This is a genomic window from Pseudomonas sp. RV120224-01b, assembly GCF_003208145.1.
GTDB classification, from domain to species: Bacteria; Pseudomonadota; Gammaproteobacteria; order Pseudomonadales; family Pseudomonadaceae; genus Aquipseudomonas; species Aquipseudomonas monteilii.
In genome coordinates this window covers 194,882-216,836 of record NZ_QKMQ01000002.1, presented here as the reverse complement: position 1 = coordinate 216,836, position 21,955 = coordinate 194,882, and the positions used below count along the sequence as shown (strand labels likewise).

Annotated in this window: 17 protein-coding genes and 2 pseudogenes; 9 read left to right on the top strand and 10 right to left on the bottom strand. The window is 62.1% G+C overall.

The annotated features are described in order from the left end of the window. Positions 1-39: 39 nt before the first annotated feature. Positions 40-1,563, bottom strand: coding sequence for a fumarate hydratase (locus N436_RS04200; RefSeq protein ID WP_051098439.1), 1,524 nt, complete (start codon positions 1,561-1,563; stop codon positions 40-42). Positions 1,564-1,812: 249 nt separating this feature from the next. Between N436_RS04200 and N436_RS04195 the strand changes: the two genes are divergently transcribed. Then, the gene (locus N436_RS04195) at positions 1,813-2,733 is read left to right on the top strand and encodes an iron-sulfur-binding ferredoxin reductase (RefSeq protein WP_110740477.1); all 921 of its coding nucleotides are present in this window, start codon (positions 1,813-1,815) and stop codon (positions 2,731-2,733) included. Positions 2,734-2,871: 138 nt separating this feature from the next. Here the strand turns inward: N436_RS04195 and pyk are convergent, their stop codons facing one another. Further along, on the bottom strand, positions 2,872-4,326 hold the full coding sequence (gene pyk / locus N436_RS04190) for a pyruvate kinase (protein WP_016713620.1): 1,455 nt from the start codon (positions 4,324-4,326) through the stop codon (positions 2,872-2,874). Between the two features lie 179 nt (positions 4,327-4,505). Between pyk and N436_RS04185 the strand changes: the two genes are divergently transcribed. The 3 genes from N436_RS04185 to sbcB all read left to right on the top strand — a co-directional run bounded on the left by N436_RS04185 (position 4,506) and on the right by sbcB (position 6,851). Then, positions 4,506-4,892, top strand: a complete 387-nt coding sequence (locus N436_RS04185; protein WP_016713621.1) for a hypothetical protein — start codon at positions 4,506-4,508, stop codon at positions 4,890-4,892. A gap of 123 nt (positions 4,893-5,015) precedes the next feature. Then, positions 5,016-5,375: a PilZ domain-containing protein gene (locus tag N436_RS04180; protein ID WP_060497981.1), complete on the top strand. Its 360-nt coding sequence runs from the start codon at positions 5,016-5,018 to the stop codon at positions 5,373-5,375. 42 nt (positions 5,376-5,417) lie between these two features. Continuing rightward, a complete protein-coding gene (gene sbcB, locus N436_RS04175; RefSeq protein WP_110740476.1) occupies positions 5,418-6,851 on the top strand; it encodes an exodeoxyribonuclease I in 1,434 nt (477 codons plus the stop codon). A 73-nt stretch (positions 6,852-6,924) separates the two neighbouring features. Here the strand turns inward: sbcB and mvaT are convergent, their stop codons facing one another. Then, complete coding sequence (gene mvaT / locus N436_RS04170) at positions 6,925-7,302, bottom strand: histone-like nucleoid-structuring protein MvaT (protein WP_016713624.1); 378 nt, start codon at positions 7,300-7,302, stop codon at positions 6,925-6,927. Positions 7,303-7,587: 285 nt separating this feature from the next. On the opposite strand from mvaT, the gene purU reads away from it, so the two are divergent. Beyond that, a complete protein-coding gene (gene purU / locus N436_RS04165) occupies positions 7,588-8,439 on the top strand; it encodes a formyltetrahydrofolate deformylase (protein ID WP_016713625.1) in 852 nt (283 codons plus the stop codon). 287 nt (positions 8,440-8,726) lie between these two features. Here the strand turns inward: purU and N436_RS04155 are convergent, their stop codons facing one another. The 5 genes and pseudogenes from N436_RS04155 to N436_RS28875 form a co-directional block, all read right to left on the bottom strand. Next, a complete protein-coding gene (locus N436_RS04155; protein ID WP_110740475.1) occupies positions 8,727-9,719 on the bottom strand; it encodes a lysylphosphatidylglycerol synthase transmembrane domain-containing protein in 993 nt (330 codons plus the stop codon). Further along, entirely contained in the window at positions 9,716-10,480 is a 765-nt protein-coding gene (locus N436_RS04150) for a DUF2334 domain-containing protein (protein ID WP_104833360.1), read from the bottom strand. The genes N436_RS04155 and N436_RS04150 overlap by 4 nt, the downstream gene beginning before the upstream one ends. Then, positions 10,473-11,594: a glycosyltransferase family 1 protein gene (locus N436_RS04145; RefSeq protein WP_110740474.1), complete on the bottom strand. Its 1,122-nt coding sequence runs from the start codon at positions 11,592-11,594 to the stop codon at positions 10,473-10,475. Before N436_RS04145 ends, N436_RS04150 begins: the two co-directional genes overlap by 8 nt. Positions 11,595-11,816: 222 nt before the next feature. Then, a pseudogene (locus tag N436_RS28880) lies at positions 11,817-12,413 on the bottom strand (methyl-accepting chemotaxis protein); the annotation flags it as partial. A gap of 261 nt (positions 12,414-12,674) precedes the next feature. Beyond that, positions 12,675-13,634: pseudogene (locus N436_RS28875) on the bottom strand (cache domain-containing protein); the annotation flags it as partial. A 225-nt stretch (positions 13,635-13,859) separates the two neighbouring features. Here N436_RS28875 and N436_RS04135 point away from each other — a divergent pair. Then, positions 13,860-15,335 (top strand): helicase HerA-like domain-containing protein, encoded by a 1,476-nt coding sequence (locus N436_RS04135; protein ID WP_105945781.1) that lies wholly within the window; start codon positions 13,860-13,862, stop codon positions 15,333-15,335. 65 nt (positions 15,336-15,400) lie between these two features. On the opposite strand, the gene N436_RS04130 is transcribed toward N436_RS04135, so the two are convergent. Beyond that, entirely contained in the window at positions 15,401-16,873 is a 1,473-nt protein-coding gene (locus N436_RS04130) for an inorganic phosphate transporter (RefSeq protein ID WP_060497972.1), read from the bottom strand. A gap of 323 nt (positions 16,874-17,196) precedes the next feature. Beyond that, the gene (locus tag N436_RS04125; RefSeq protein ID WP_003259583.1) at positions 17,197-17,397 is read right to left on the bottom strand and encodes a hypothetical protein; all 201 of its coding nucleotides are present in this window, start codon (positions 17,395-17,397) and stop codon (positions 17,197-17,199) included. Positions 17,398-17,874: 477 nt separating this feature from the next. Between N436_RS04125 and pcaR the strand changes: the two genes are divergently transcribed. The 3 genes from pcaR to pcaF all read left to right on the top strand — a co-directional run bounded on the left by pcaR (position 17,875) and on the right by pcaF (position 21,840). Further along, positions 17,875-18,750, top strand: a complete 876-nt coding sequence (gene pcaR, locus N436_RS04115) for a pca regulon transcriptional regulator PcaR (protein ID WP_016713633.1) — start codon at positions 17,875-17,877, stop codon at positions 18,748-18,750. 321 nt (positions 18,751-19,071) lie between these two features. Further along, positions 19,072-20,418, top strand: a complete 1,347-nt coding sequence (locus N436_RS04110; protein WP_105945782.1) for an MFS transporter — start codon at positions 19,072-19,074, stop codon at positions 20,416-20,418. Positions 20,419-20,637: 219 nt separating this feature from the next. After that, the gene (pcaF, locus tag N436_RS04105; RefSeq protein ID WP_016713635.1) at positions 20,638-21,840 is read left to right on the top strand and encodes a 3-oxoadipyl-CoA thiolase; all 1,203 of its coding nucleotides are present in this window, start codon (positions 20,638-20,640) and stop codon (positions 21,838-21,840) included. Positions 21,841-21,955: the final 115 nt, after the last annotated feature.

Below are 21,955 nucleotides of genomic sequence, written 5' to 3'. Positions count from 1 at the left end.
CTGCTTTATCGCGAAAAACGCACCGCATTTACATCAGGCTTACTTCACTTCGACTGCCAGGCTCTCGGCAATCTTGCTCTGCCACAGGGCAGGGCCAGTGATGTGTACCGACTCACCGTTGCTGTCTACAGCAACGGTCACCGGCATGTCCTTGACTTCGAACTCGTAGATCGCTTCCATGCCCAGCTCGGCGAAGGCCAGGACCTTCGACTTGCGGATGGCCTGGGCCACCAGGTAGGCAGCGCCACCCACGGCCATCAGGTAGACGGCTTTGTTGTCCTTGATCGCTTCGATGGCGGTCGGGCCACGCTCGGACTTGCCGATCATGCCCAGCAGGCCGGTTTGCTCAAGGATCTGGCGGGTGAACTTGTCCATGCGGGTGGCGGTGGTCGGGCCGGCTGGGCCTACCACTTCGTCACCGACCGGGTCGACCGGGCCTACGTAGTAGATGAAGCGGCCTTTCAGGTCGACCGGCAGCTCTTCGCCACGGTTGAGCATCTCGACCATGCGCTTGTGCGCAGCATCGCGGCCGGTCAGCATCTTGCCGTTGAGCAGGATGGTCTCGCCCGGCTTCCAGCTGGCGACTTCTTCCGGGGTGATGTCGTCGAGGTTGACGCGACGGGCGCTCGGGCCGGCTTCCCAGACGATTTCCGGGTAAGCGTCCAGCGACGGTGCTTCCAGCTCGGCCGGGCCGGAGCCATCGAGCACGAAATGGGCGTGGCGGGTAGCGGCGCAGTTGGGGATCATGCACACCGGCAGCGAGGCGGCGTGAGTCGGGTAGTCCATGATCTTGACGTCGAGCACGGTGGTCAGGCCACCCAGGCCCTGGGCGCCGATGCCCAGCTGGTTGACCTTCTCGAACAGCTCCAGACGGATTTCTTCCAGGCGGTTCTGCGGGCCACGGGCTTTCAGCTCATGGATGTCGATGGACTCCATCAACACTTCCTTGGCCATGACGGCGGCTTTCTCGGCGGTACCGCCGATGCCGATGCCGAGCATGCCAGGCGGGCACCAGCCAGCACCCATGGTCGGGACGGTCTTCAGTACCCAGTCGACGATCGAGTCGGACGGGTTGAGCATGGCCATCTTCGACTTGTTCTCGGAACCACCGCCTTTGGCAGCCACGTCCACTTCCACTTTGTCGCCCGGGACGATCGAGTAGTGGATGACCGCTGGTGTGTTGTCCTTGGTGTTCTTGCGGGCACCGGCCGGGTCGGCCAGGATCGAAGCGCGCAGGACGTTTTCCGGCAGGTTGTAGGCGCGACGCACACCTTCGTTGATCATGTCGTCGACGCTCAGGGTAGCGCCGTCCCAGCGTACGTCCATACCCACGCGCACGAACACGGTGACGATACCGGTGTCCTGGCAGATCGGGCGGTGGCCGGTGGCGCACATGCGCGAGTTGATCAGGATCTGGGCGATGGAATCGCGCGCAGCGGGCGACTCTTCACGCAGGTAGGCCTCGTGCATGGCCTGGATGAAATCGACGGGGTGGTAGTACGAAATGAATTGCAGGGCGTCGGCGACGCTCTGAATCAGGTCGTCTTGCTTGATCACGGTCATGCAGCGCGCTCCTCTTAAAGACGGGAACATTCAAAAAGACGCATCGACGGTGCCGACCAGCATGTCGAAGCGCCTTGCAAGGCGCCGGCAGGTCAGGCCGACGGAAAAAGGCGCGGCAGTATAGCGCGCATCCTTGCCGGGCACACCTGCGGCCGGTCTGGACCATGGTCGGCAGTGGTTGGGCATCCTTTTTGCTGCCGTTGCGCGCTTGGCTTACAGTGGACTGTGATTTGTGGAGAACGATCAACCATGCCCGAACTTTGCGTGGGCGAGCACCGCTGGGCGGTGCCAACCGGCAGCAACCTGCTCGATGCCTTGAATGATGCCGGGCTCAACGTGCCTTACAGCTGCCGCGCCGGCAGTTGCCATGCCTGCCTGGTGCATTGCCTGGCCGGGCAACCGCTGGATGCCCTGCCCGAGGCCCTGGCGCTGGACAAGCATGCCCTGGGCTGGCGCCTGGCCTGCCAGTGCCGGGTGGTCGAGGACCTGCAAGTGGCGCTGTTCGACCCGCAGCGCGATGGCGTGCCGGCCCAAGTCTGTGCGCTGGATTGGTTCGGTGATGTATTGCGCGTGCGGCTGCGGCCTGAGCGGGCCGTGCGTTACCAGGCGGGGCAGCATGTGGTGTTGTGGAATGGTTCGGTAGCGCGGCCGTATTCGCTGGCCAGCCTGCCGGGGGAAGAGGACTTTCTGGAGTTCCACATCGATTGCCAGCGCCCTGGCGCTTTCTGCGACAAGGCCCGTGGTTTGCAGGTGGGTGATGTGCTGCGCCTGGGTGAGTTCAGAGGCGGAGCGTTGCATTACGATCCGGACTGGCAGGACCGGCCTCTATGGCTGCTGGCAGCGGGCACCGGGCTTGCGCCGTTGTGGGGCATCCTGCGCGAGGCGGTGCGGCAGGGGCATCGCGGCGAGATTCGGGTGCTGCATGTGGCGGGGGACAGCGCCGGGCATTATCTGGCTGGGCCGTTGCAGGGAATGGCAGGTGTGACTACCGAGTTGGTGATGGCGGAACATGTGGAGGAAGCGCTGGCCGGGTTGCGGCTGACGTCACGGCAGACGGTGGCCCTGGTGTGTGGGGCGCCGGGGAGTGTCGAGCGGTTTGCGCGGCGGCTGTTTATTGCCGGGGTGCCGCGGGGGCAGGTGTTTGCTGATGAATTCGTTGAACATGCCTGAGGCATTTATGTTGCCTGGGCTGGCCTCATCGCCGGCAAGCCAGCTCCCACAGAATTGCATCAGACCTGAGCCTGCGCGGTCCTTGTGGGAGCGGGCTTGCCCGCGAAGGGCCGCAAAGCGGCCCCCTTTCAGGCAGGATCAGCCGACCAGCGGATCACCGACATGCAGGATCTTCATGCCGTTGGTGCCACCGATGGTGTGGTAGCTGTCACCCTTGGTCAGGATCACCCAGTCACCTTGCTCCACCAAACCACGCTTGAGCAGTTCGTCGACCGCAGCCTGGCTCACCTTGTCGGCCGGCAGCGAAGCCGGGTCGAAGGCGATCGGGTACACGCCACGGAACATGTTGGCGCGTGCCTGGGTGGCGCGGTGCGGCGACAGGGCGAAGATCGGCACGTGCGAACGCAGGCGCGACATGATCAGCGGGGTGTAGCCGCTTTCGGTCAGGGCGATGATCGCCTTCACGCCCGGGAAGTGGTTGGCGGTGTACATGGCCGCCAGGGCGATGCTTTCGTCGCAGCGCTCGAAGGTGGTGTGCAGGCGGTGGCTGGACTTCTGGCTGGTCGGGTGCTTTTCAGCGCCCAGGCAGATGCGGGCCATGGCCTGAACGGCTTCGATCGGGTACGAACCTGCAGCACTTTCAGCCGACAGCATCACCGCGTCGGTATTGTCCAGCACGGCGTTGGCCACGTCGGACACTTCGGCACGGGTCGGCATCGGGTTCTGGATCATCGACTCCATCATCTGGGTCGCCACGATCACCGCTTTGTTGTTGCGGCGGGCGTGCTGGATGATCTTCTTCTGGATGGCGATCAGCTCGGCATCGCCGATTTCCACGCCCAGGTCGCCACGGGCAACCATCACCGCGTCGGAGGCGGCGATCAGCTTGTCGAGGGTCTCGTCGTCGGCAACCGCTTCGGCGCGTTCGATCTTGGCCACCAGCCAGGCGCTGCCACCGGCTTCGTCACGCAGCTTGCGCGCGTATTCCATGTCGCTGGCGTCACGCGGGAAGGACACGGCCAGGTAGTCCAGGTCCATTTCCGCCGCCAGCTTGATGTCGGCCTTGTCTTTTTCAGTCAGGGCCGGTGCGGTCAGGCCGCCACCTTTGCGGTTGATGCCTTTGTGGTCCGACAGCGGGCCACCGATGATCACCACGCAGTGCAGGGCATCTGCGGTGGCGGTTTCGACGCGCATGACCACGCGGCCATCGTCCAGCAGCAGTTCGTCACCGACGCCGCAGTCCTTGACCAGGTCGGGGTAGTCGATACCGACGATGTCCTGGTTGCCTTCGGTCAGCGGGTGGGCGGTAGAGAAGGTGAACTTGTCACCGATCTTCAATTCGATGCGCTTGTTGGCGAACTTGGCGATGCGGATCTTCGGACCCTGCAGGTCGCCCAGCAATGCTACATGGCGGCCGTTCTTGGCGGCGATGTCACGGATCAGGCGCGCGCGGGCCTTGTGCTCGTCCGGAGTGCCGTGGGAGAAGTTCAGACGTGCCACGTCCAGGCCGGCGAGGATCAGCTGTTCGATCACTTCCGGCGAGTTGCTGGCGGGGCCAAGGGTGGCGACGATTTTGGTACGGCGGATGCTCATGCACAGACTCCTATAGTGAAGCGCAGCGAAAGGCTACTCCTGAATCTCGCTGTAGTCATTGTTCCGTTGCACTACCTGCGACCAAGGCAGGGTGGCATTTGAACGGGCAGGGTATGCTTGCAAAAGGCTGTGAAGATTTGTTGGCGTTGGCCGATAAACAGGCATCAAAGGAGATCACCATGCGAGCCCTGATCGTTTTAGCCCTGGCCGCCAGCGTCGTCGGCTGCACCCGCTGGTCCATGGACCACCACCTGAACAATGCCTACCGTGCCTATGACCGTGGCGATTGCGCCCGGGTCATGCTTGAGCTGTCGCAGGTCGACCGCACCAGCCGTGCGCGGCCATTTATCCACCCCGAGGTGTCGCTGCTACGCGGGCAATGCCTGGAGCGCCAGGCGCTTTACGTGGATGCCGCGCAGACCTATCAGTACCTGATCCAGCAGTACCCGGGCAACGAGTATGCCTATCGCGCCCAGGCCCGCCTGCAGACGCTGGAGAAACTGGGCCATTTGCGCGGCGGTGAAACGGCGGTGGCCAAGCCGGTGACGACCGTACCTTGGCGCTAACACCAAGGTGTGGTTTATTTCACGAGATTTGCAGCGCGTGCTGCGCTAATCTGTAACTCAGCTGTTACAACAACCGCCAGTTCCTTGTATTCCTGGCATCAGGTACGGAATACACTCGCGATCATGTTCAACAAGCGCCACATCGAACGCCATCAGCTGCCTTGTGTCCTCAAGGTGTTCAACCGGTTTACCAACCAGGAAATCGGCCAGCTAGGCAATGCCTCCGAAGATGGCTTGATGGTCATCAGCCAGCTGCCCGTGCTGGTCGGGCCGGATTACGAGCTGCAACTGCGCATGCCGTTGGTCGGCGGGGGGCATCAGTTCGTCAACCTCACCGCCAGTTGCCTGTGGTGCCGCGAAGACCAGACGCCCGGGCACTATGATTCGGGCTTCATGCTGCTGCAGGCCCCGCGCGAATACGACGAGTTCGTGCATTCGTTGCGTGATTACTTCAGTTTCCACCCCGCCAACGCTTCGGTCTGAGGCTGCGCTAGAATCGGGTCGACCTCGATACAGGACGACCCCGTGACCTCCAGCATTTTCTGGCACGACTACGAAACCACCGGCATCAACCCGCGCTGCGACCGCCCACTGCAGGTGGCCGGTGTACGCACAGACTTTGACCTCAACGAGGTTGACGAGCCGATCAGCCTTTATTGCCGGCCCTCTGACGATATCCTGCCGCATCCGGCCGCTTGCCTGGTGACCGGTATCACGCCACAGCTGCTGGCCGAGCAGGGGCTGTGCGAAGCCGAGTTCATGACCCGGGTGCATGCACAGCTGGCTCAACCGGGCACCTGTGGTGCCGGCTACAACACCCTGCGCTTTGACGATGAAGTGACCCGCTACAGTCTGTACCGCAACTTTTTCGACCCTTATGCCCGTGAGTGGCAGGGCGGCAACAGCCGCTGGGACCTGATCGATATCGTGCGTACTGCCTATGCCCTGCGCCCGGACGGTATTGAATGGCCGCAGCAGGACGGCCGCACCAGCCTGCGCCTGGAGCTGCTGAGCAAGGCCAATGGCATTGATCACGGGCATGCCCACGAAGCGCTTTCCGACGTACGGGCAACCATTGCCCTGGCCCGCCTGATTCGGCAGAAGCAGCCAAAATTGTATGACTGGCTGTTCCAGTTACGCAGTAAGCATAAAGTGATGGAGCAAATCCGTTTGTTACAGCCGCTGGTGCATATATCCGGACGCTTTTCGGCGGCGCGTAATTACCTGGGTGTCGTATTGCCACTGGCCTGGCACCCGCGTAATCGCAATGCACTGATTGTGTGCGACCTGCATCAGGAAACCCTACCGTTACTACGGGAAAGTGCTGAAGTTTTGCGCCAGCGTTTGTACACCCGGCATGATGAATTGGCCGAGGGTGAATTACCGGTACCGCTCAAACTGGTGCAGATCAATCGCTGCCCGGTACTGGCGCCGTTGTCGGTATTGCGCCCGGTCGATCAACAGCGATTGGGCCTGGACTTGACGTTGTTACAATTGCGCGGTGAAGCGTTGGCCAATCAACAGGCGCAATGGCAAGACAAGCTGGAGCACATCTATGGCAAGGATGAGTTTGCCCCGAGTGAGGACCCGGAACAGCAATTGTACGATGGTTTTATTGGCGACCGTGACCGGCGCTTATGCGAGCAAGTTCGTGCGCTGGAACCGGCGCAGTTGAGCCATGGGCACTGGATGTTCGATGACCCGCGCTTACCGGAACTGTTGTTCCGCTATCGGGCGCGTAACTTCCCCGACACCTTGAACAGCGAAGAACGCCAGCGCTGGCATGGCTTCTGCCAGCAGCGCCTGAGCGACCCGCGATGGGGGGCTCCGAATACGCTGGGTGACTTTGAGCAGGCACGCCAGCAAGCCTGGGAGGGCGCTGACGAGGCGGGCCGGCGTGTGCTGGAGGCTTGGCAAGTGCATGCCCGGCAATTGCAGGCACAATTTGCAGTTGGCTGATCACCAGACAAACAAAAACGCCGGCGATGTGCCGGCGTTTTTGTTGCGATAAGCAAAAGGCGTAGATGGACAATCAGTCCAGCAGGGTCGCCCAGCTTTCAACCACATCGCCACCCCAAGTGGCTTTCCACTCTTTCAGGGTTTTGTGGTTGCCGCCTTTGGTTTCGATCACTTCACCGTTGTGCGGGTTTTTGTATTGCTTGACCTTGCGTGCACGCTTGGTGGCAACAGCCTTGACCGCACCACGAGGTGCCTTGCTCAGTTTCGACTCTGGGTCGAGCAGGGCAATCACGTCGCGCAGCGACTTGGAGTACTCGCCCATCAGTGCGCGCAGTTTGCCTTCGAACTCCAGTTCTTTTTTCAGCTTGTCATCCTGCGACAGGTTGGCCAGGCGGGCCTGAAGTTCCTTGATGGCTTCTTCGGTGGCGCGGTACTCGTTGATCAGGGACATGGAGTGTTCCTTAATGCGTGTTCAGAAATGTGTGGGGCAATAATAGACAGGCGATAGTCGCAAGTAAACATGCTATTGGGCAATTAACTGTTAATTAAGCTGTGACAACATTTCTCCAGGTGAACAAAAATTTACATAAAGGCCCGCTATTTCGTCATGTCTGTCAGACAAGGCGCGCTGCTGCGTTTGCAGGCCAGCATTGACCCACACGGCTGCGATCAATACTGCGTTTTTTCTGTCGGGCCGCTAGAATAGGCGCCTTTGCGAAGTTCTGGAGTCTCATTCATGCGCACCTATCGTCTGGTGATCGCCTGCCCCGACCGCGTAGGCATCGTGGCGAAAGTCAGTAATTTCCTGGCCTTGTACAATGGCTGGATCAACGAGGCCAGCCACCACTCTGATGAGCACAGCGGCTGGTTCTTCATGCGCCATGAAATCCGCGCCGAATCGCTGCCGTTCGGTATCGAAGCCTTCCGCGAGGCGTTTGCGCCCATTGCCGAAGAGTTCTCCATGACCTGGCGCATTACCGACTCGGCGCAGAAAAAGCGCGTGGTGCTGATGGCCAGCCGCGAGTCGCACTGCCTGGCCGACCTGCTGCATCGCTGGCATACAGACGAGCTGGACTGCGAGATCCCCTGCGTGATCTCCAACCACAACGACCTGCGCAGCATGGTCGAGTGGCACGGTATTCCGTTCTTCCATGTACCGGTCGACCCCAAGGACAAGGCCCCGGCCTTTGCCGAAGTGTCGCGCCTGGTCAATGAGCATGCTGCCGACGTGGTAGTGCTGGCCCGCTATATGCAAATCCTGCCGCCGCAACTGTGCCAGGACTATGCCGAGAAGGTGATCAACATTCACCACAGCTTCTTGCCGTCGTTCGTCGGTGCCAAGCCTTACCATCAGGCCGCTCTGCGTGGCGTGAAGCTGATCGGTGCGACCTGCCACTACGTTACCGAAGAGCTGGACGCCGGCCCGATCATCGAGCAGGACGTGGTACGCGTCAGCCATGCCGACAGCATCGAAGACATGGTCCGCTTTGGTCGCGATGTCGAAAAGATGGTGCTGGCCCGTGGCCTGCGTTATCACCTGGAAGACCGGGTGCTGGTGCATGGCAACAAGACGGTCGTTTTTGATTGAAGATGTAGGGGGCTGCTTTGCAGCCCATCGCCGGCAAGCCAGCTCCCACAGGGATTGCACATGGCTTGGGGTCGATGCGGTCATTGTGGGAGCTGGCTTGCCGGCGAATGGGGCACGAAGTGCCCCCTGCATTCTTGAGTGATATGCGATGACCAAGCAACGTAACACCCCCACTGCTTCACCCCCGCCCACCCTCGGCGAAGGCTGCCTGGCCCGCTACGACCCCGAAGCCATGGATGACACTGACGGCACCGACTTCCCCGGCGCCGCCGAATTGTGGCAGCAGCTCAACCCGCCTGACGCCGCCAGCGCTCCAGCAACGGACGCGCCAGCAGGCACACAAACACCGGCCCACCCGCCAGCAGATAAAAGTAGTAAGTAACCGCCCGCCATATCAGGATCGCCGCCGCTGCGGTCGAACTGCCCACCAAGGGCGTCAGCAGGCTGGCCGACGTCAACTCGGCGGCACCCGCCCCTCCAGGCAACAGGCTGAACTGGCCGGCACTGAGCGATAGCATCTGCACCAGAAAGCTGGGGATCCATGCCAGGTCCACACCCAATCCTCTCAATACCAGGTACAGCACGCTGTAGCGCAGGCCCCAGTGGACGCAGGTCAGGGTGAATACCAGGCTCAGGGTGCGTTTGGGCAGGCGCCAGGTCTGCGCCAGCGCTTCGATGAAGTGCAGCAGTTTGCGCGCCCAGCGGCGCTGGCGCGGCTGGCCTACGCCCAAGCGCTGCAGCAGCCTGCCGTTCATGCGCATTACCGTGCGCCGGTAGCGCAACAGCCCGATCACCCCGGCCAGTGCCGTGCAGAGCAGCAGTGCACTGCCCAGCAGCATGCTTTCCTGGCTGCGGCCCAGGCTGTGGAACAAGGCGTAGCCGGCTATCGCGAGCATTGCGCAGAAGAAGAACGCCAGATCGTTCAGCTGGTCCATGGCGAACACGGCGCCGCTGCGTGCCGGGCCGATGCGGTGACGCGCCAGCAGGGCCATCAGGGTCAATGGCCCGCCACTGCCACCGGGGGTCGTGCAGATGGCAAACTCCGTGGCCATGACCACGCCGAGGCTGCGTGCGTGGCTTAACTGTTTTGCCTGCTCACCCAGCAACAAGCGCAAGCGCAGCGTGTTGATGACCCAGCACGACAGAATCATGCCAAGCAATATGAGCAGCAGTTGCGGGTCGAACCGGCTTAGTCTGGGAAGCAGCTGGCTACCTCCCAACAGCGCTGGCACCAGTGCTGCGCCCAACAATGCCAGCATCAGCAAGGCCCACCGGTTCATGCTGCCACCTGGCGCTCCAGCCAGGCCGATTTGGTCAGCGGCTCGCGGCCATCCTTCAGCAGTTGTTCCAGTGTTCGCAGCCAATAGTCGCGGGACGATCGATGGCGCATGTCTACCGGGTGCAGCCCCAGGCGTAATGTGGTCGCGCCTTTCCAGCGACGGCATTGCCAGTCGCACAGCACGCGGGACAACGTGCGACGCCATGCACTGCGGGCGCTCCAGACAAGGCCCGGTGCATCGATGGGGATGAAGTCAGGCAAACGGTACAGATGCTGCGGTGTGCTGGTGTACTTCAGCGGCAGGCGACGCAACGCTTGCCGAGTGCCCTGGCTCATGAGCCAGGCCGGTGCGACAAACCCTGCCACAGGCCAACCTTGGCCCTCGAACAGTGCCAGGCCCTCCTGCAGGCGGGTAAGTGCTTCGGCTTCATCAAGGCTGTAGAACTCGCCCTCATGGGTATAAATGCGCCGCATGAAGTAATCGATGGGCCTGCGCGGTGGCGGCCCTTCGTCCGCATGGGCGTAGCCGTGCAGCGCCAGTTCGTCCCCGTTGGCCAGGCGTTTGTCCAGCAGACGGCAGAACGAGGGCGCCAGGTGCAGCGGATTGCGCCGATGGAAGTCCGGGACCACCAGCCATGTCATGGGTACGTTGCCCAGCGCGTCGACGGCCTCTACGAACGGCTCGTAGTCCGGCCAGGTTTCCGGGGCTACATCATGCAGTACCAGCATGAGGCTGCGGTGGCTGGAGGAAGGCTCAGGCATGGGCACGCACCTGTGGCTGATAGCCGAGCACGGCCTGGTAGTGCTGGAGCAGGCCCGCGACCACGTTATCCCACGAGTAATGCTGTTCTACATGGCGACGGGCCTGCGCGCCCAGCCTGCCTACGCCAGCCTCGAACGCTTCGCGCACAGCGGTTGCCATGGCGCGGCCATCGTTGGCGCGGCACAGGAGGCCGCACTGATCATTGATGATTTCACCAAAGGCACCCGCGCGCACGGCCACCACCGGTGTAGCACTGGCCATGGCTTCGAGAATGACCAGGCCGAACGTTTCCTGGTCGCCAGCGTGCACCAGCAGGTCGGCGCTGGCCATCAGCCGGGCCACCTCTGCAGCCGGGCAGAAGTGGTCGATGACGCTGACGTTGTGTGGCACGTTGGCGGGCATGTTCGAACCTACCAACACCAGGTGGTAGGGGGTGCCGAGCAGCTGCATGCAGTCGAGCAGCACCGGCAGGTTCTTTTCCCGAGAACCGCGGCCGGCGTAAATCAACAGGCGGCTGGTGTCGGCAATGCCCAGCTGCGCGCGCAAGTGTGGGTCGCGCTGGTCGGGGTTGAACGTGGCCAGGTCCACGCCCAGGCGTTGCACATGCACGTCGCGTATGCCCAGGCGGCGCAGTTTGTCGGCCATGACCTGGCTGGGGGCCAGCACCCGGTCGAAATTGCCGTACAGCTTGCTCACGTAGGCCTCGACATTGGGCGTGAACCAGTTGCCCATGCGGTTGCTGACCAGCAACGGCAGGTCGGAATGGTAGAAGCCGATCACCGGCACATCCAGTTGGCGCCTTGCCTCCAGTGCCGCCCAGGCGGTCAGGTAGGGGTCACCGACTTCGATCAGGTCGGGTTTGAGCGTGCGCAGCGTCTTGCACCAAGGGGCCAGGCGTACCGGAAACCGGTAGCCCTTGCCAAACGGCAGGGGTGGGGCGGGTACCTGAAAGATGCCATCGGCATGCCGGGCGCTGGCACCGGGAATCAACAGGCTATGGCGTACGCCGTGGATGGCGTCGAGGCGGCGGTGTTTGGCATCAAGATAGGTACGTACGCCACCGCTGGCCGGGGCGTAGAACATGGTGATGTCGGCGATGTGCACGATCAGCATCCCTCCGGGATCGTCTTCGGGTCTGTCATCCGGCGGTAACGGGCCGGCGATGACGCGCCTAAAGGTTGACCTTTCAGAAGGATAGTTTGTTCGATCGGGGTTGGGCGGGGCAGGGTTGGGGAGCGGTGTTGGTTTCTTCGCGGGCTCGCCCGCTCCCACAGGGACTGCGCAGGCCTTGAGGCCTGTGTTATCCCTGGTGGGAGCAGGCGACGCGGTACGAGCTTAGATGCGGAAGCTGCCCACCAGATGTTTAAGGCGACCAGCCTGCTGCTCCAGGTCGGAACAGGCGCGCAGGGTGGCCTGCAGGTTCTCCACGCCTTCCTGGTTGAGCATGTTGATCTCGTTGATGTCCATGTTGATGGCCTCGACCACGGCGGTCTGCTCTTCGGTAGCCGTGGCCACGGACTGGTTCATGCCGTCGATCTCGCCAATGCGCACCGTCACGCTGTCCAGCCGCTCACCGGCCTGGTTGGCGATCTGCACGCTGTCCTGGCTGTGACGCTGGCTCTGGTCCATGGTCTCGACCGACTCACGGGCGCCGACCTGCAGCTCTTCGATCATGGTCTGCACTTGTTGCGCCGATTCCTGGGTGCGGTGCGCCAGGTTGCGTACTTCATCGGCGACCACGGCAAAGCCACGCCCGGCTTCACCGGCGCGGGCCGCCTCGATAGCGGCGTTCAGCGCCAGCAGGTTGGTCTGCTGGGAAATGCTGGTAATCACTTCGAGGATCTGGCCGATATTCACGGTCTTGCTGTTCAGCGTTTCGATATGCTCGCTGGACGTGACGATCAGGTCGGACAGGCGGTTCATCGCGGCAATGTTGCGCTCGACCACTTGCTGGCCTTCCTCGGCCAACAGGCGCGCGGAGCTTGCATGCTGTGAAGCCTGGGCAGCGTTGCCGGCAATTTCCTGGGCGGCGGCACCCAGTTCGTTGATGGCGGCTGCCACGCTGTTGGTACGGTTGGACTGCTCGTCGGAGTTGGTCATCGACGAATTCGAAGCACTGATCACACGCAGGGCCACTTCGTTGACCTGCTCGGTGGCCGAGGACACTTCGCGGATGCTGCTGTGAATGCGCTCTACGAACCGGTTGAAGGCGTTACCGAGGATGCCGAACTCGTCGTGGTTGTGAATGCGCAAGCGCTTGGTCAGGTCGCCTTCACCTTCGGCAATGTCTTCCATGGCGCGCGTCATGGTGTGCAGCGGCTGCATCAACACGCGGATCAGCAGGCCCAGCAGGCCGATGATGATCACCACCGCTACCACCGTGGCGATCACCGCCGAGGTGCGGAAGGTGCTGAGCATCGAGAAAGCCTTGTCCTTGTCCACCGACAGGCCGATGTACCAGTTGGCCGACGGCAGGCCGGTGATCGGGGTGAAGGTCAGCAGGCGGGCCTGGCCATCGCTCTGCACTTCGGTCAGTTCACCGGTCAGTTTCGGCGTGTGCTGCGGGAACAGGTCCGACAGCGACTTCATCACCAGGTCTTTGTCCGGGTGCACCAGGATCTTGCCCTGATCGTTGACCAGGAAGGCGTAGCCCATGCCGCCGAAGTTCAGCGAGTTGATGATCTGCACCAGGCCGTCCAGGGCCAGGTCGCCACCCACCACGCCGACACTGCTGGACACCTTGCTGAGGATGCCAATGACCATCTTGTTGGTGGTCATGTCGATGTATGGCTCGGTCAGGGTCGCGCCTGTCGCATTCATGCCGTCCTTGTACCAGGGGCGGGTGCGCGGGTCGTAGCCATCGGGCATCTTGGCGTCCGGGCGTACGCTGAAGCCGCCGTCGGTTTTGCCCAGGTAAACGGTAAGAAAGCTGGAAATCAGGGCATTCTGGCCCATCAGTGTTTCGGCGTTGGTCGGGTCCTGGGCAATGTTCTGCGCCAGGTTCTCTACCAGTTTGATACGGCCTTCGAACAGGTTACGAATGTTGGTCGACGTGGAGGCGCCCATTTCAGCCAGATAGTTTTCCAGGTCCTCGCGGATCGCATTACGCTGGAGGTAATCGTTGTAGAGGGTGAAAAGGCTGAAGGCGAGCATCACGATCAGTGATGCGGCCAAAAGAATCTTGTGGCTGAAACGAAGGCTTTTGTTCATGGCGTAATCGGTTCCGCTAAGGTGTTATATCAGGCGTTCGCTCCGGAGGAGCGCAAGGCAGTGCAACATCCCGAAATATCCCTTTTCGGTTGTTCCTCTCTATTAAGGCGAATATCACCCAAAGGTATCGGCCGAATTAAGCTAAAGCTTGAGCAGAGGATTAATGAGATGTCGGAATCTTCGACCATCGTTGTAGGCGCTGGCCCGGATGGCCAGCCAGTCGGGCAAGCGATGCGGCTGGCCAACCGTCACGGTCTGGTGGCAGGTGCAACGGGCACGGGCAAGACCGTCACCCTGCAGCACCTGGCGGAAGTGTTCAGTGACGCAGGGGTGGCCGTGTTCGCGGCCGACGTCAAAGGTGACCTCTGTGGCCTGGGGGCTGCCGGTGCGCCACAGGGCAAGGTGGCCGAGCGCATCGCCGGCATGCCCTGGCTGGGGCATACGCCTCGGGCCTATCCCGTGAGCTTGTGGGATATAGCGGGGCAGTCCGGCCACCCCTTGCGCACCACGCTCAGTGAGATGGGGCCGCTGCTGCTGGGCAACCTGCTGGAGCTGACCGACAGCCAGCAAGCCGCGCTGTACGCCGCCTTCAAGGTTGCCGACCGCGAGGGCCTGTTGTTGCTGGACCTGAAAGACCTCAAGGCGCTGCTCGCGCACCTCAAGGACAACCCGCAACTGCTGGGCGAAGACAGCGCGCTGATGACCACTGCCTCTACCCAGGCCTTGTTGCGGCGGCTGGCGACCCTGGAGCAGCAGGGTGCTGAGGCACTGTTCGGTGAGCCGGCATTACAGCTTGAAGACCTGCTACGGCCGGACCCGGATGGCCGTGGGCGCATCCACCTGCTCGATGCCAGCCGGTTGGTGCACGAAGCGCCCAAGGTTTACGCCACCTTCCTGTTGTGGCTGTTGGCGGAGTTGTTCGAGCAGTTGCCCGAACGTGGGGATGCCGACAAACCGGTGCTGGCATTGTTCTTCGATGAAGCGCACTTGCTGTTCAACGGCACGCCCAAGGCGTTGCAGGACCGGCTGGAGCAGGTGGTGCGGCTCATTCGATCCAAGGGTGTGGGGGTGTACTTCGTTACCCAGTCGCCCGGCGACCTGCCGGATGCGGTGTTGGCCCAGCTGGGCTTGCGCATTCAGCATGGCTTGCGGGCCTTTACCGCCAAGGAGCAGAAGTCGTTGCGAGCGGTGGCCGATGGCTTTCGCCCCAACCCGGCGTTCGACACCCTGGCGGTGTTGACCGAACTGGGGATTGGCGAGGCGCTGGTGGGTACGCTGGAAGAGAAGGGCACGCCGGCCATGGTGCAGCGGGTGCTGGTTGCGCCGCCGCAGTCGCGCATCGGGCCATTGTCTGCGGCTGAACGCAGTGCGCTGATTGCCGCTTCGCCGCTGGCGGGGCGCTATGACAAGCCGGTGGACCGTGAGTCGGCTTATGAAATGCTGACCCAGCGCAAGGGCGAGGCCGTGGAACCGGCGCCGCAGCCAAAGGCGGATGAGGAGAGCTTTGCCGACAAGGCGGGGGACTTCTTGCAGAGTGCGGCGGGGCAGGCGATCAAATCGGCGGTGCGCCAGGCGGCCAATCAGCTGGGGCGGCAACTGGTGCGCGGGTTGATGGGGTCGTTGCTGGGGGGTAAGAAAAGGTAGTTGGCACAGGACTGACGCTCATGAAAAAGGCGCCACGAGGGCGCCTTCGTTCATAGCGTTATCACTCAGCCAATGGCTTTCGATGCCAGCCAGAACAAGCCGGCCGCCAGGCCCATCGAGGCCGGCAGGGTGAGGACCCAGGCCAACAGGATGGTCTTCACGGTGCCGCCTTGCAGGCCGCTTTTGTTGGCGACCATGGTGCCGGCCACGCCGGACGACAACACGTGGGTGGTCGATACCGGCAGGGCGAACACGTTGGCCATGCCGATGGCGCAGGCTGCGGTGATCTGTGCCGACATGCCCTGTGCATAGGTCATGCCCTGCTTGCCGATCTTCTCGCCGACGGTCAGTACCACACGCTTCCAGCCAACCATGGTGCCCAGGCCCAAGGCCAGGGCGACGGCCACGATCACCCAGAACGGGGCGTATTCGGTAGTGGCAGTGAGGTCTTTGCGCAGTTTTTCCAGGTCGGCCTTTTCACGGGCCTCCAGGCCTGGCAGCTTGCCAACCTTTTTCGCCGTGTCATCCAGGCACAGCAGGTAGCGGCGCACTTCGACGCGCTTGTCGGCACTCAGGCTGTGGTAGTCGGTCACGCCTTGCAGCGAGGCCTGCAGCGCGGCAATGGTCGGCTCGGTCTGCTGCGGGTTGCAGCTGAACTGCTCCGGCAGGTCGCTGGACTTGGCTTTGCCCAGCGCCAGGAACTCGCCCAGGGTGGCGGCGTTGCGCTGATAGAACTGGCTCATGTGCAGGGTGGCGTCGCGGGTACGCTCGATCTGGTAGGTGGTGCTGTTCAGGTCGAGGACGAACTTGGCCGGGACGATACCGATGAGCACCAGCATGATCAGGCCGATGCCTTTCTGGCCGTCGTTCGAGCCGTGCACGAAGCTGACGCCCATGGCGGAAACCACCAGCACCATGCGGTTCCAGAACGGCGGGTGCTTCTTGTCGTCGAGCTTGCGGCGCTGGTCGGGGGTTTTGTGCATTTTCGACAGCGGGCGCCACCACTTCAGGCCGATCAGCACCAGGGCTGCAACGGCGAAGCCGGCCATTGGCGAGACCACCAGCGACATGGCGATGTCGATCGCCTTCTGCCAGTTGACGCCGTCACCCAGCGGAATGTCGTTGATCAGGGCGTTGGCCAGACCGACGCCGAGAATGGAGCCGATCAGCGTGTGCGAGCTGGAAGCGGGGATGCCAAAGTACCAGGTGCCCAGGTTCCAGGTGATGGCCGCAGCCAACAGCGAGAAAACCATGGCCAGGCCGTGTCCGGTGTTCACGTTGATCAGCAGCTCTACCGGCAGCAGGTGCACGATGGCATAGGCCACCCCGACACCGCCGAGCAGAACGCCAAGGAAGTTGAACACGCCGGAGAAGAACACGGCGAGGTGCGGCGGCATGGCTTTGGTATAGATGACGGTAGCTACCGCGTTGGCGGTGTCATGAAAGCCATTGATGAACTCGAAGGCGAGTACGAAGGTCAAGGCGAGCAGCAGGCTCACCAACACCCAGGCATCCAGTCCGCTGAATAAATCGATCATGAAGGTTGTCTGGCGGTCATAGGGGGGCGGGATTATGCCAGAAAACCTTGGCAATCGATGCACCTGCTACAGACCGATGGCAATCTTCATGGCGTGGGTGCGCCGTGCAAGGTGGGGCATTCAGGCAGGGAAATATCGGCTAAAAAGCGTAAAGGTTGGCGAAATCAGGCATAAAAGCCAAGAAAATACGGGTTTGCCACCATTCAAACGATCGTATGAAATTTGTGTAATTCCATTTCATCATCGGTCAGGCGGTAAAGATCGAGGCAATTTTGACCGCGCCCGGGCTGGCCGGGCGACGACGCGCTGGCGTAGTCCTGGGGTCAGGGGGTGTCGCTGCGCAGTTCTTTTTCCATGCGTTCCAGTTCCTGGCTGAAAGCCTGGTCGCGCACACTGGCACGTTTGCGCCAAGGTTTGCGTTCCGGATCCGGTTGTGCGGCATAAGTGGTGACTTCGCCGCCGTAAACATCCTTGTAACGTTCAGCCTGGCGCTCGAGTTCTGCGCGCAGTTCATCTTTCGTCACATGCAGTACCTGAATTAAGAGTAATGACTGTTGTTATGCACTGTGCAGCATGCACAGGCCATGCGGGCCGCAACGGCTAGATACAACGGAAGGTTCCTTGACCACGCTGGTGTCGGGGCCTGCGCAATCGATTATAGCAACCGATAATTCGCCGAACATCGTTATTTACCCGGCCCTGGCATCATCTGACGTAAGTAGTGGGATGTGCCTGGAAACAGTTTGGACCTTTCGTACAAGTTTGAAAGGCAAGGCGGATAAAAGTTCGCTGCAATGCCGGGGCGAGGCCCGAATGAAAAACGGCCTCGCCAAAAGGCGAGGCCGTTGCCTGGGGACTTCTACGGTGGGTACCTGACCAGTCTCTCCAAAGAAGCCACAAGTGGCATGAGAAAGGTATAAGCAAAAGTGTCGGCGGTCAATTGCGATTATCGGCCGTTTGTTCGATAATCGCACGAACCGGCGTTTTTTTTGAGGTGTGCGATGAGTGACGAAACCCTGGGCAACGATTCTGGCAACCCGGAGGTGGCACGGCCTGCTTCGGCTGCCATGGCGCCGCCGATCGTGGCTTCTCCGGCCAAGCGCATCCAGGCCTTTACCGGCGACCCGGACTTCATGACCTCCCTGGCCCGTGGCCTGGCCGTGATCCAGGCGTTCCAGGAGCGCAAGCGCCACCTGACCATCGCCCAGATCAGCCACCGCACGGAAATCCCTCGTGCAGCGGTGCGCCGTTGCCTGCATACGTTGATAAAGCTGGGTTACGCGACCACCGACGGGCGTACCTACTCACTGCTGCCCAAAGTGCTGACCCTGGGGCATGCCTACCTGTCGTCGACACCGCTGGCGATTTCTGCCCAGCCATACCTGGACCGCATCAGCGACCAGCTGCACGAGGCGGCCAACATGGCCACGCTCGAAGGTGACGACATTCTTTATATAGCCCGCTCGGCCACGGTGGAGCGGCTGATTTCGGTCGACCTGTCGGTGGGCGGGCGCCTGCCGGCCTACTGCACGTCGATGGGGCGCATTCTGCTGGCGGCCCTGGACGATACCAGCCTGCGCGAGTACCTGGAGCGTGCCGACCTGAAAGCGCGCACCAGCCGAACCCTGCATGACCCTGAATCGCTGTTCGCCTGCATCCAGCAGGTGCGCGCCCAGGGATGGTGCGTGGTGGACCAGGAACTGGAGCAGGGGCTGCGATCGATTGCGGTGCCGGTGTATGACGCTTCGGGGCAGGTGTTGGCGGCGTTGAACGTGAGTACCCACGTAGGGCGGGTAACGCGCAGTGAGCTGGAGCAGCGCTTCTTGCCGATTTTGCTCGCTGCCAGCCGCGACCTTTGCCATCAGTTGTTTGGCTGAAATTGCCGGGGCCGCAAGGCGGCCCCAAAATAGAACAGGCAAAACCGTTTCCTGTGCGATAAACGCACAGTGTCGTTCCGGGTGAATTGCTTCACCTGCGCCCGCTGATTAATGTTTCTCGCAACGGTCGGCCCTGCCTACCGAACAAGAAAAACATAAGAGGCACATAATATGAATACTGTCCCCTCGCTGCCGCGGCCGCACCCGCGCGCAGTACCGTTGTATCCAGGCTGACGCAGGCCATATTCCCCACTCATCGCCCTCTGTGCCGGTTGCCCGTGTGCAGTGGTCTGGTTGTGCCCTACATTCTGGATAACAACAATGAACCAAGCGCAAAACAACGTCGGCAAAAGCCTCGACGTTCAGTCGTTCATCAATCAGCAGCCGCTGTCCCGCTATCAGTGGCGGGTTGTGCTGTTGTGCTTCCTGATCGTCTTCCTCGATGGCCTGGACACTGCCGCCATGGGCTTCATCGCCCCGGCCCTGTCGCAGGAGTGGGGGATCGACCGTGCCAGCCTCGGCCCGGTCATGAGTGCCGCATTGATCGGCATGGTGTTCGGCGCCCTGGGTTCCGGGCCGCTGGCTGACCGTTTCGGCCGTAAAGGTGTTCTGGTGGGCGCGGTGCTGGTGTTCGGCGGTTTCAGCCTGGCTTCGGCCTATGCCACCAACGTCGACCAGTTGCTGGTACTGCGCTTTCTGACGGGCCTGGGCCTTGGTGCCGGTATGCCCAACGCGACCACGCTGCTGTCCGAATACACCCCTGAGCGCCTCAAGTCGTTGCTGGTCACCAGCATGTTCTGTGGTTTCAACCTGGGCATGGCGGGTGGTGGCTTCATTTCTGCCAAGATGATCCCGGCCTACGGCTGGCACAGCCTGCTGGTTATCGGTGGGGTCCTGCCGCTGCTGCTGGCGTTGGTGCTGATGGTCTGGCTGCCGGAGTCGGCGCGGTTCCTGGTGGTACGCAACCGAGGCACCGACAAGGTGCGCAAGACCCTGTCGCCCATCGCGCCACAGGTGGTGGCCGAGGCCGGCAGCTTCACCGTACCGGAACAAAAGGCCGTGGCCGCACGCAACGTGTTTGCGGTGATCTTCTCCGGCACTTATGGCCTGGGCACCATGCTGCTGTGGCTGACCTACTTCATGGGCCTGGTCATCGTCTACCTGCTGACCAGCTGGCTGCCAACCCTGATGCGGGACAGCGGCGCGAGCATGGAGCAGGCCGCGTTCATCGGTGCGCTGTTCCAGTTTGGCGGCGTGCTCAGTGCGGTCGGTGTGGGTTGGGCCATGGACCGTTTCAACCCGCACAAGGTCATCGGCATTTTCTACTTGCTGGCCGGGGTGTTTGCTTACGCCGTGGGGCAGAGCCTGGGCAACATCACCGTGTTGGCCACGCTGGTACTGATTGCGGGTATGTGCGTGAACGGCGCGCAGTCTGCAATGCCTTCGCTGGCGGCACGCTTCTACCCGACCCAGGGCCGGGCCACGGGTGTATCGTGGATGCTGGGCATTGGCCGCTTTGGCGCGATTCTCGGGGCCTGGAGTGGTGCAACGCTGCTGGGCCTGGGCTGGAACTTCGAGCAGGTGCTGACGGCATTGCTGGTACCGGCGGCGCTGGCGACCGTGGGCGTGATCGTGAAAGGGCTGGTGAGCCACGCAGACGCGACCTGAGGCCGGTAAAGGGCAAGAAGGGGATCGGTAGGTTTGCAACAAATGGTTCGCTAATCGCACAAATAGTCGATTATCGGATTGTAAGCAACCTGCCAGTCTCCTTAATCTGAGCTCACTGAAGCACCCTGACCAGTAGCCTCCAGCAGACCACCCCCGAACCACTGAAGTCGAGCCGTCCGCCCTGCGTGACCTCGAAGCCCGTACCGCAGGAGAAGCTTAATGCGCGACGTATTTATCTGTGACGCCATCCGCACCCCGATCGGCCGCTTCGGCGGCGCCCTGGCCGGCGTGCGTGCCGACGACCTGGCTGCCGTGCCGCTGAAGGCGCTGATCGAACGCAACCCGAGCGTACAGTGGGATCAAGTCGACGAAGTGTTCTTCGGCTGCGCCAACCAGGCCGGTGAAGACAACCGTAACGTGGCGCGCATGGCGCTGCTGCTGGCCGGCCTGCCCGATAGCATCCCGGGTGTTACCCTGAACCGCCTGTGCGCGTCGGGCATGGATGCCATCGGCACTGCCTTCCGCGCCATCGCCAGCGGCGAAATGGAGCTGGCGATTGCCGGTGGCGTCGAGTCGATGTCGCGTGCCCCGTTCGTCATGGGCAAGGCCGAAAGCGGCTATTCGCGCAACATGAAGCTGGAAGACACCACCATCGGCTGGCGTTTCATCAACCCGCTGATGAAGAGCCAGTACGGCGTGGACTCCATGCCGGAAACCGCCGACAACGTGGCCGACGATTATCAGGTTTCGCGTGCTGACCAGGACGCGTTCGCCCTGCGCAGCCAGCAGAAAGCGGCAGCCGCCCAGGCCGCCGGTTTCTTCGCCGAAGAAATCGTGCCGGTGCGCATTGCGCACAAGAAAGGCGAAACCATCGTCGAGCGTGACGAACACCTGCGCCCGGACACCACACTGGAAGCCCTGACCAAGCTCAAGCCGGTCAACGGCCCGGACAAGACAGTGACCGCCGGCAATGCCTCGGGCGTGAACGATGGTGCTGCGGCGCTGATCCTGGCGTCGGCTGAAGCGGTGAAGAAGCACGGCCTGACCCCACGCGCCCGCGTTCTGGGCATGGCCAGTGGCGGTGTTGCCCCACGGGTAATGGGCATTGGCCCGGTGCCGGCGGTACGCAAGCTGACCGAACGCCTGGGTGTAGCAGTCAATGATTTCGATGTGATCGAGCTGAACGAAGCCTTTGCCAGCCAAGGCCTGGCGGTGCTGCGTGAACTGGGTGTGGCCGATGATGCGCCGCAGGTGAACCCTAATGGCGGTGCAATCGCCCTGGGCCACCCGCTGGGCATGAGCGGTGCGCGCCTGGTGCTGACGGCACTGCACCAGCTGGAGAAGAGTGGTGGGCGCAAGGGCCTGGCAACCATGTGTGTAGGGGTTGGCCAGGGTCTGGCTTTGGCCATCGAGCGGGTTTGACCTGTACCGGCCTCTTCGCGGGCAAGCCCGCTCCCACAGGATGATTGTTGCCCACTGCACAACGAAAACCTGTGGGAGCGGGCTTGCCCGCGAAGAGGCCGGTCTTGTTAGACAC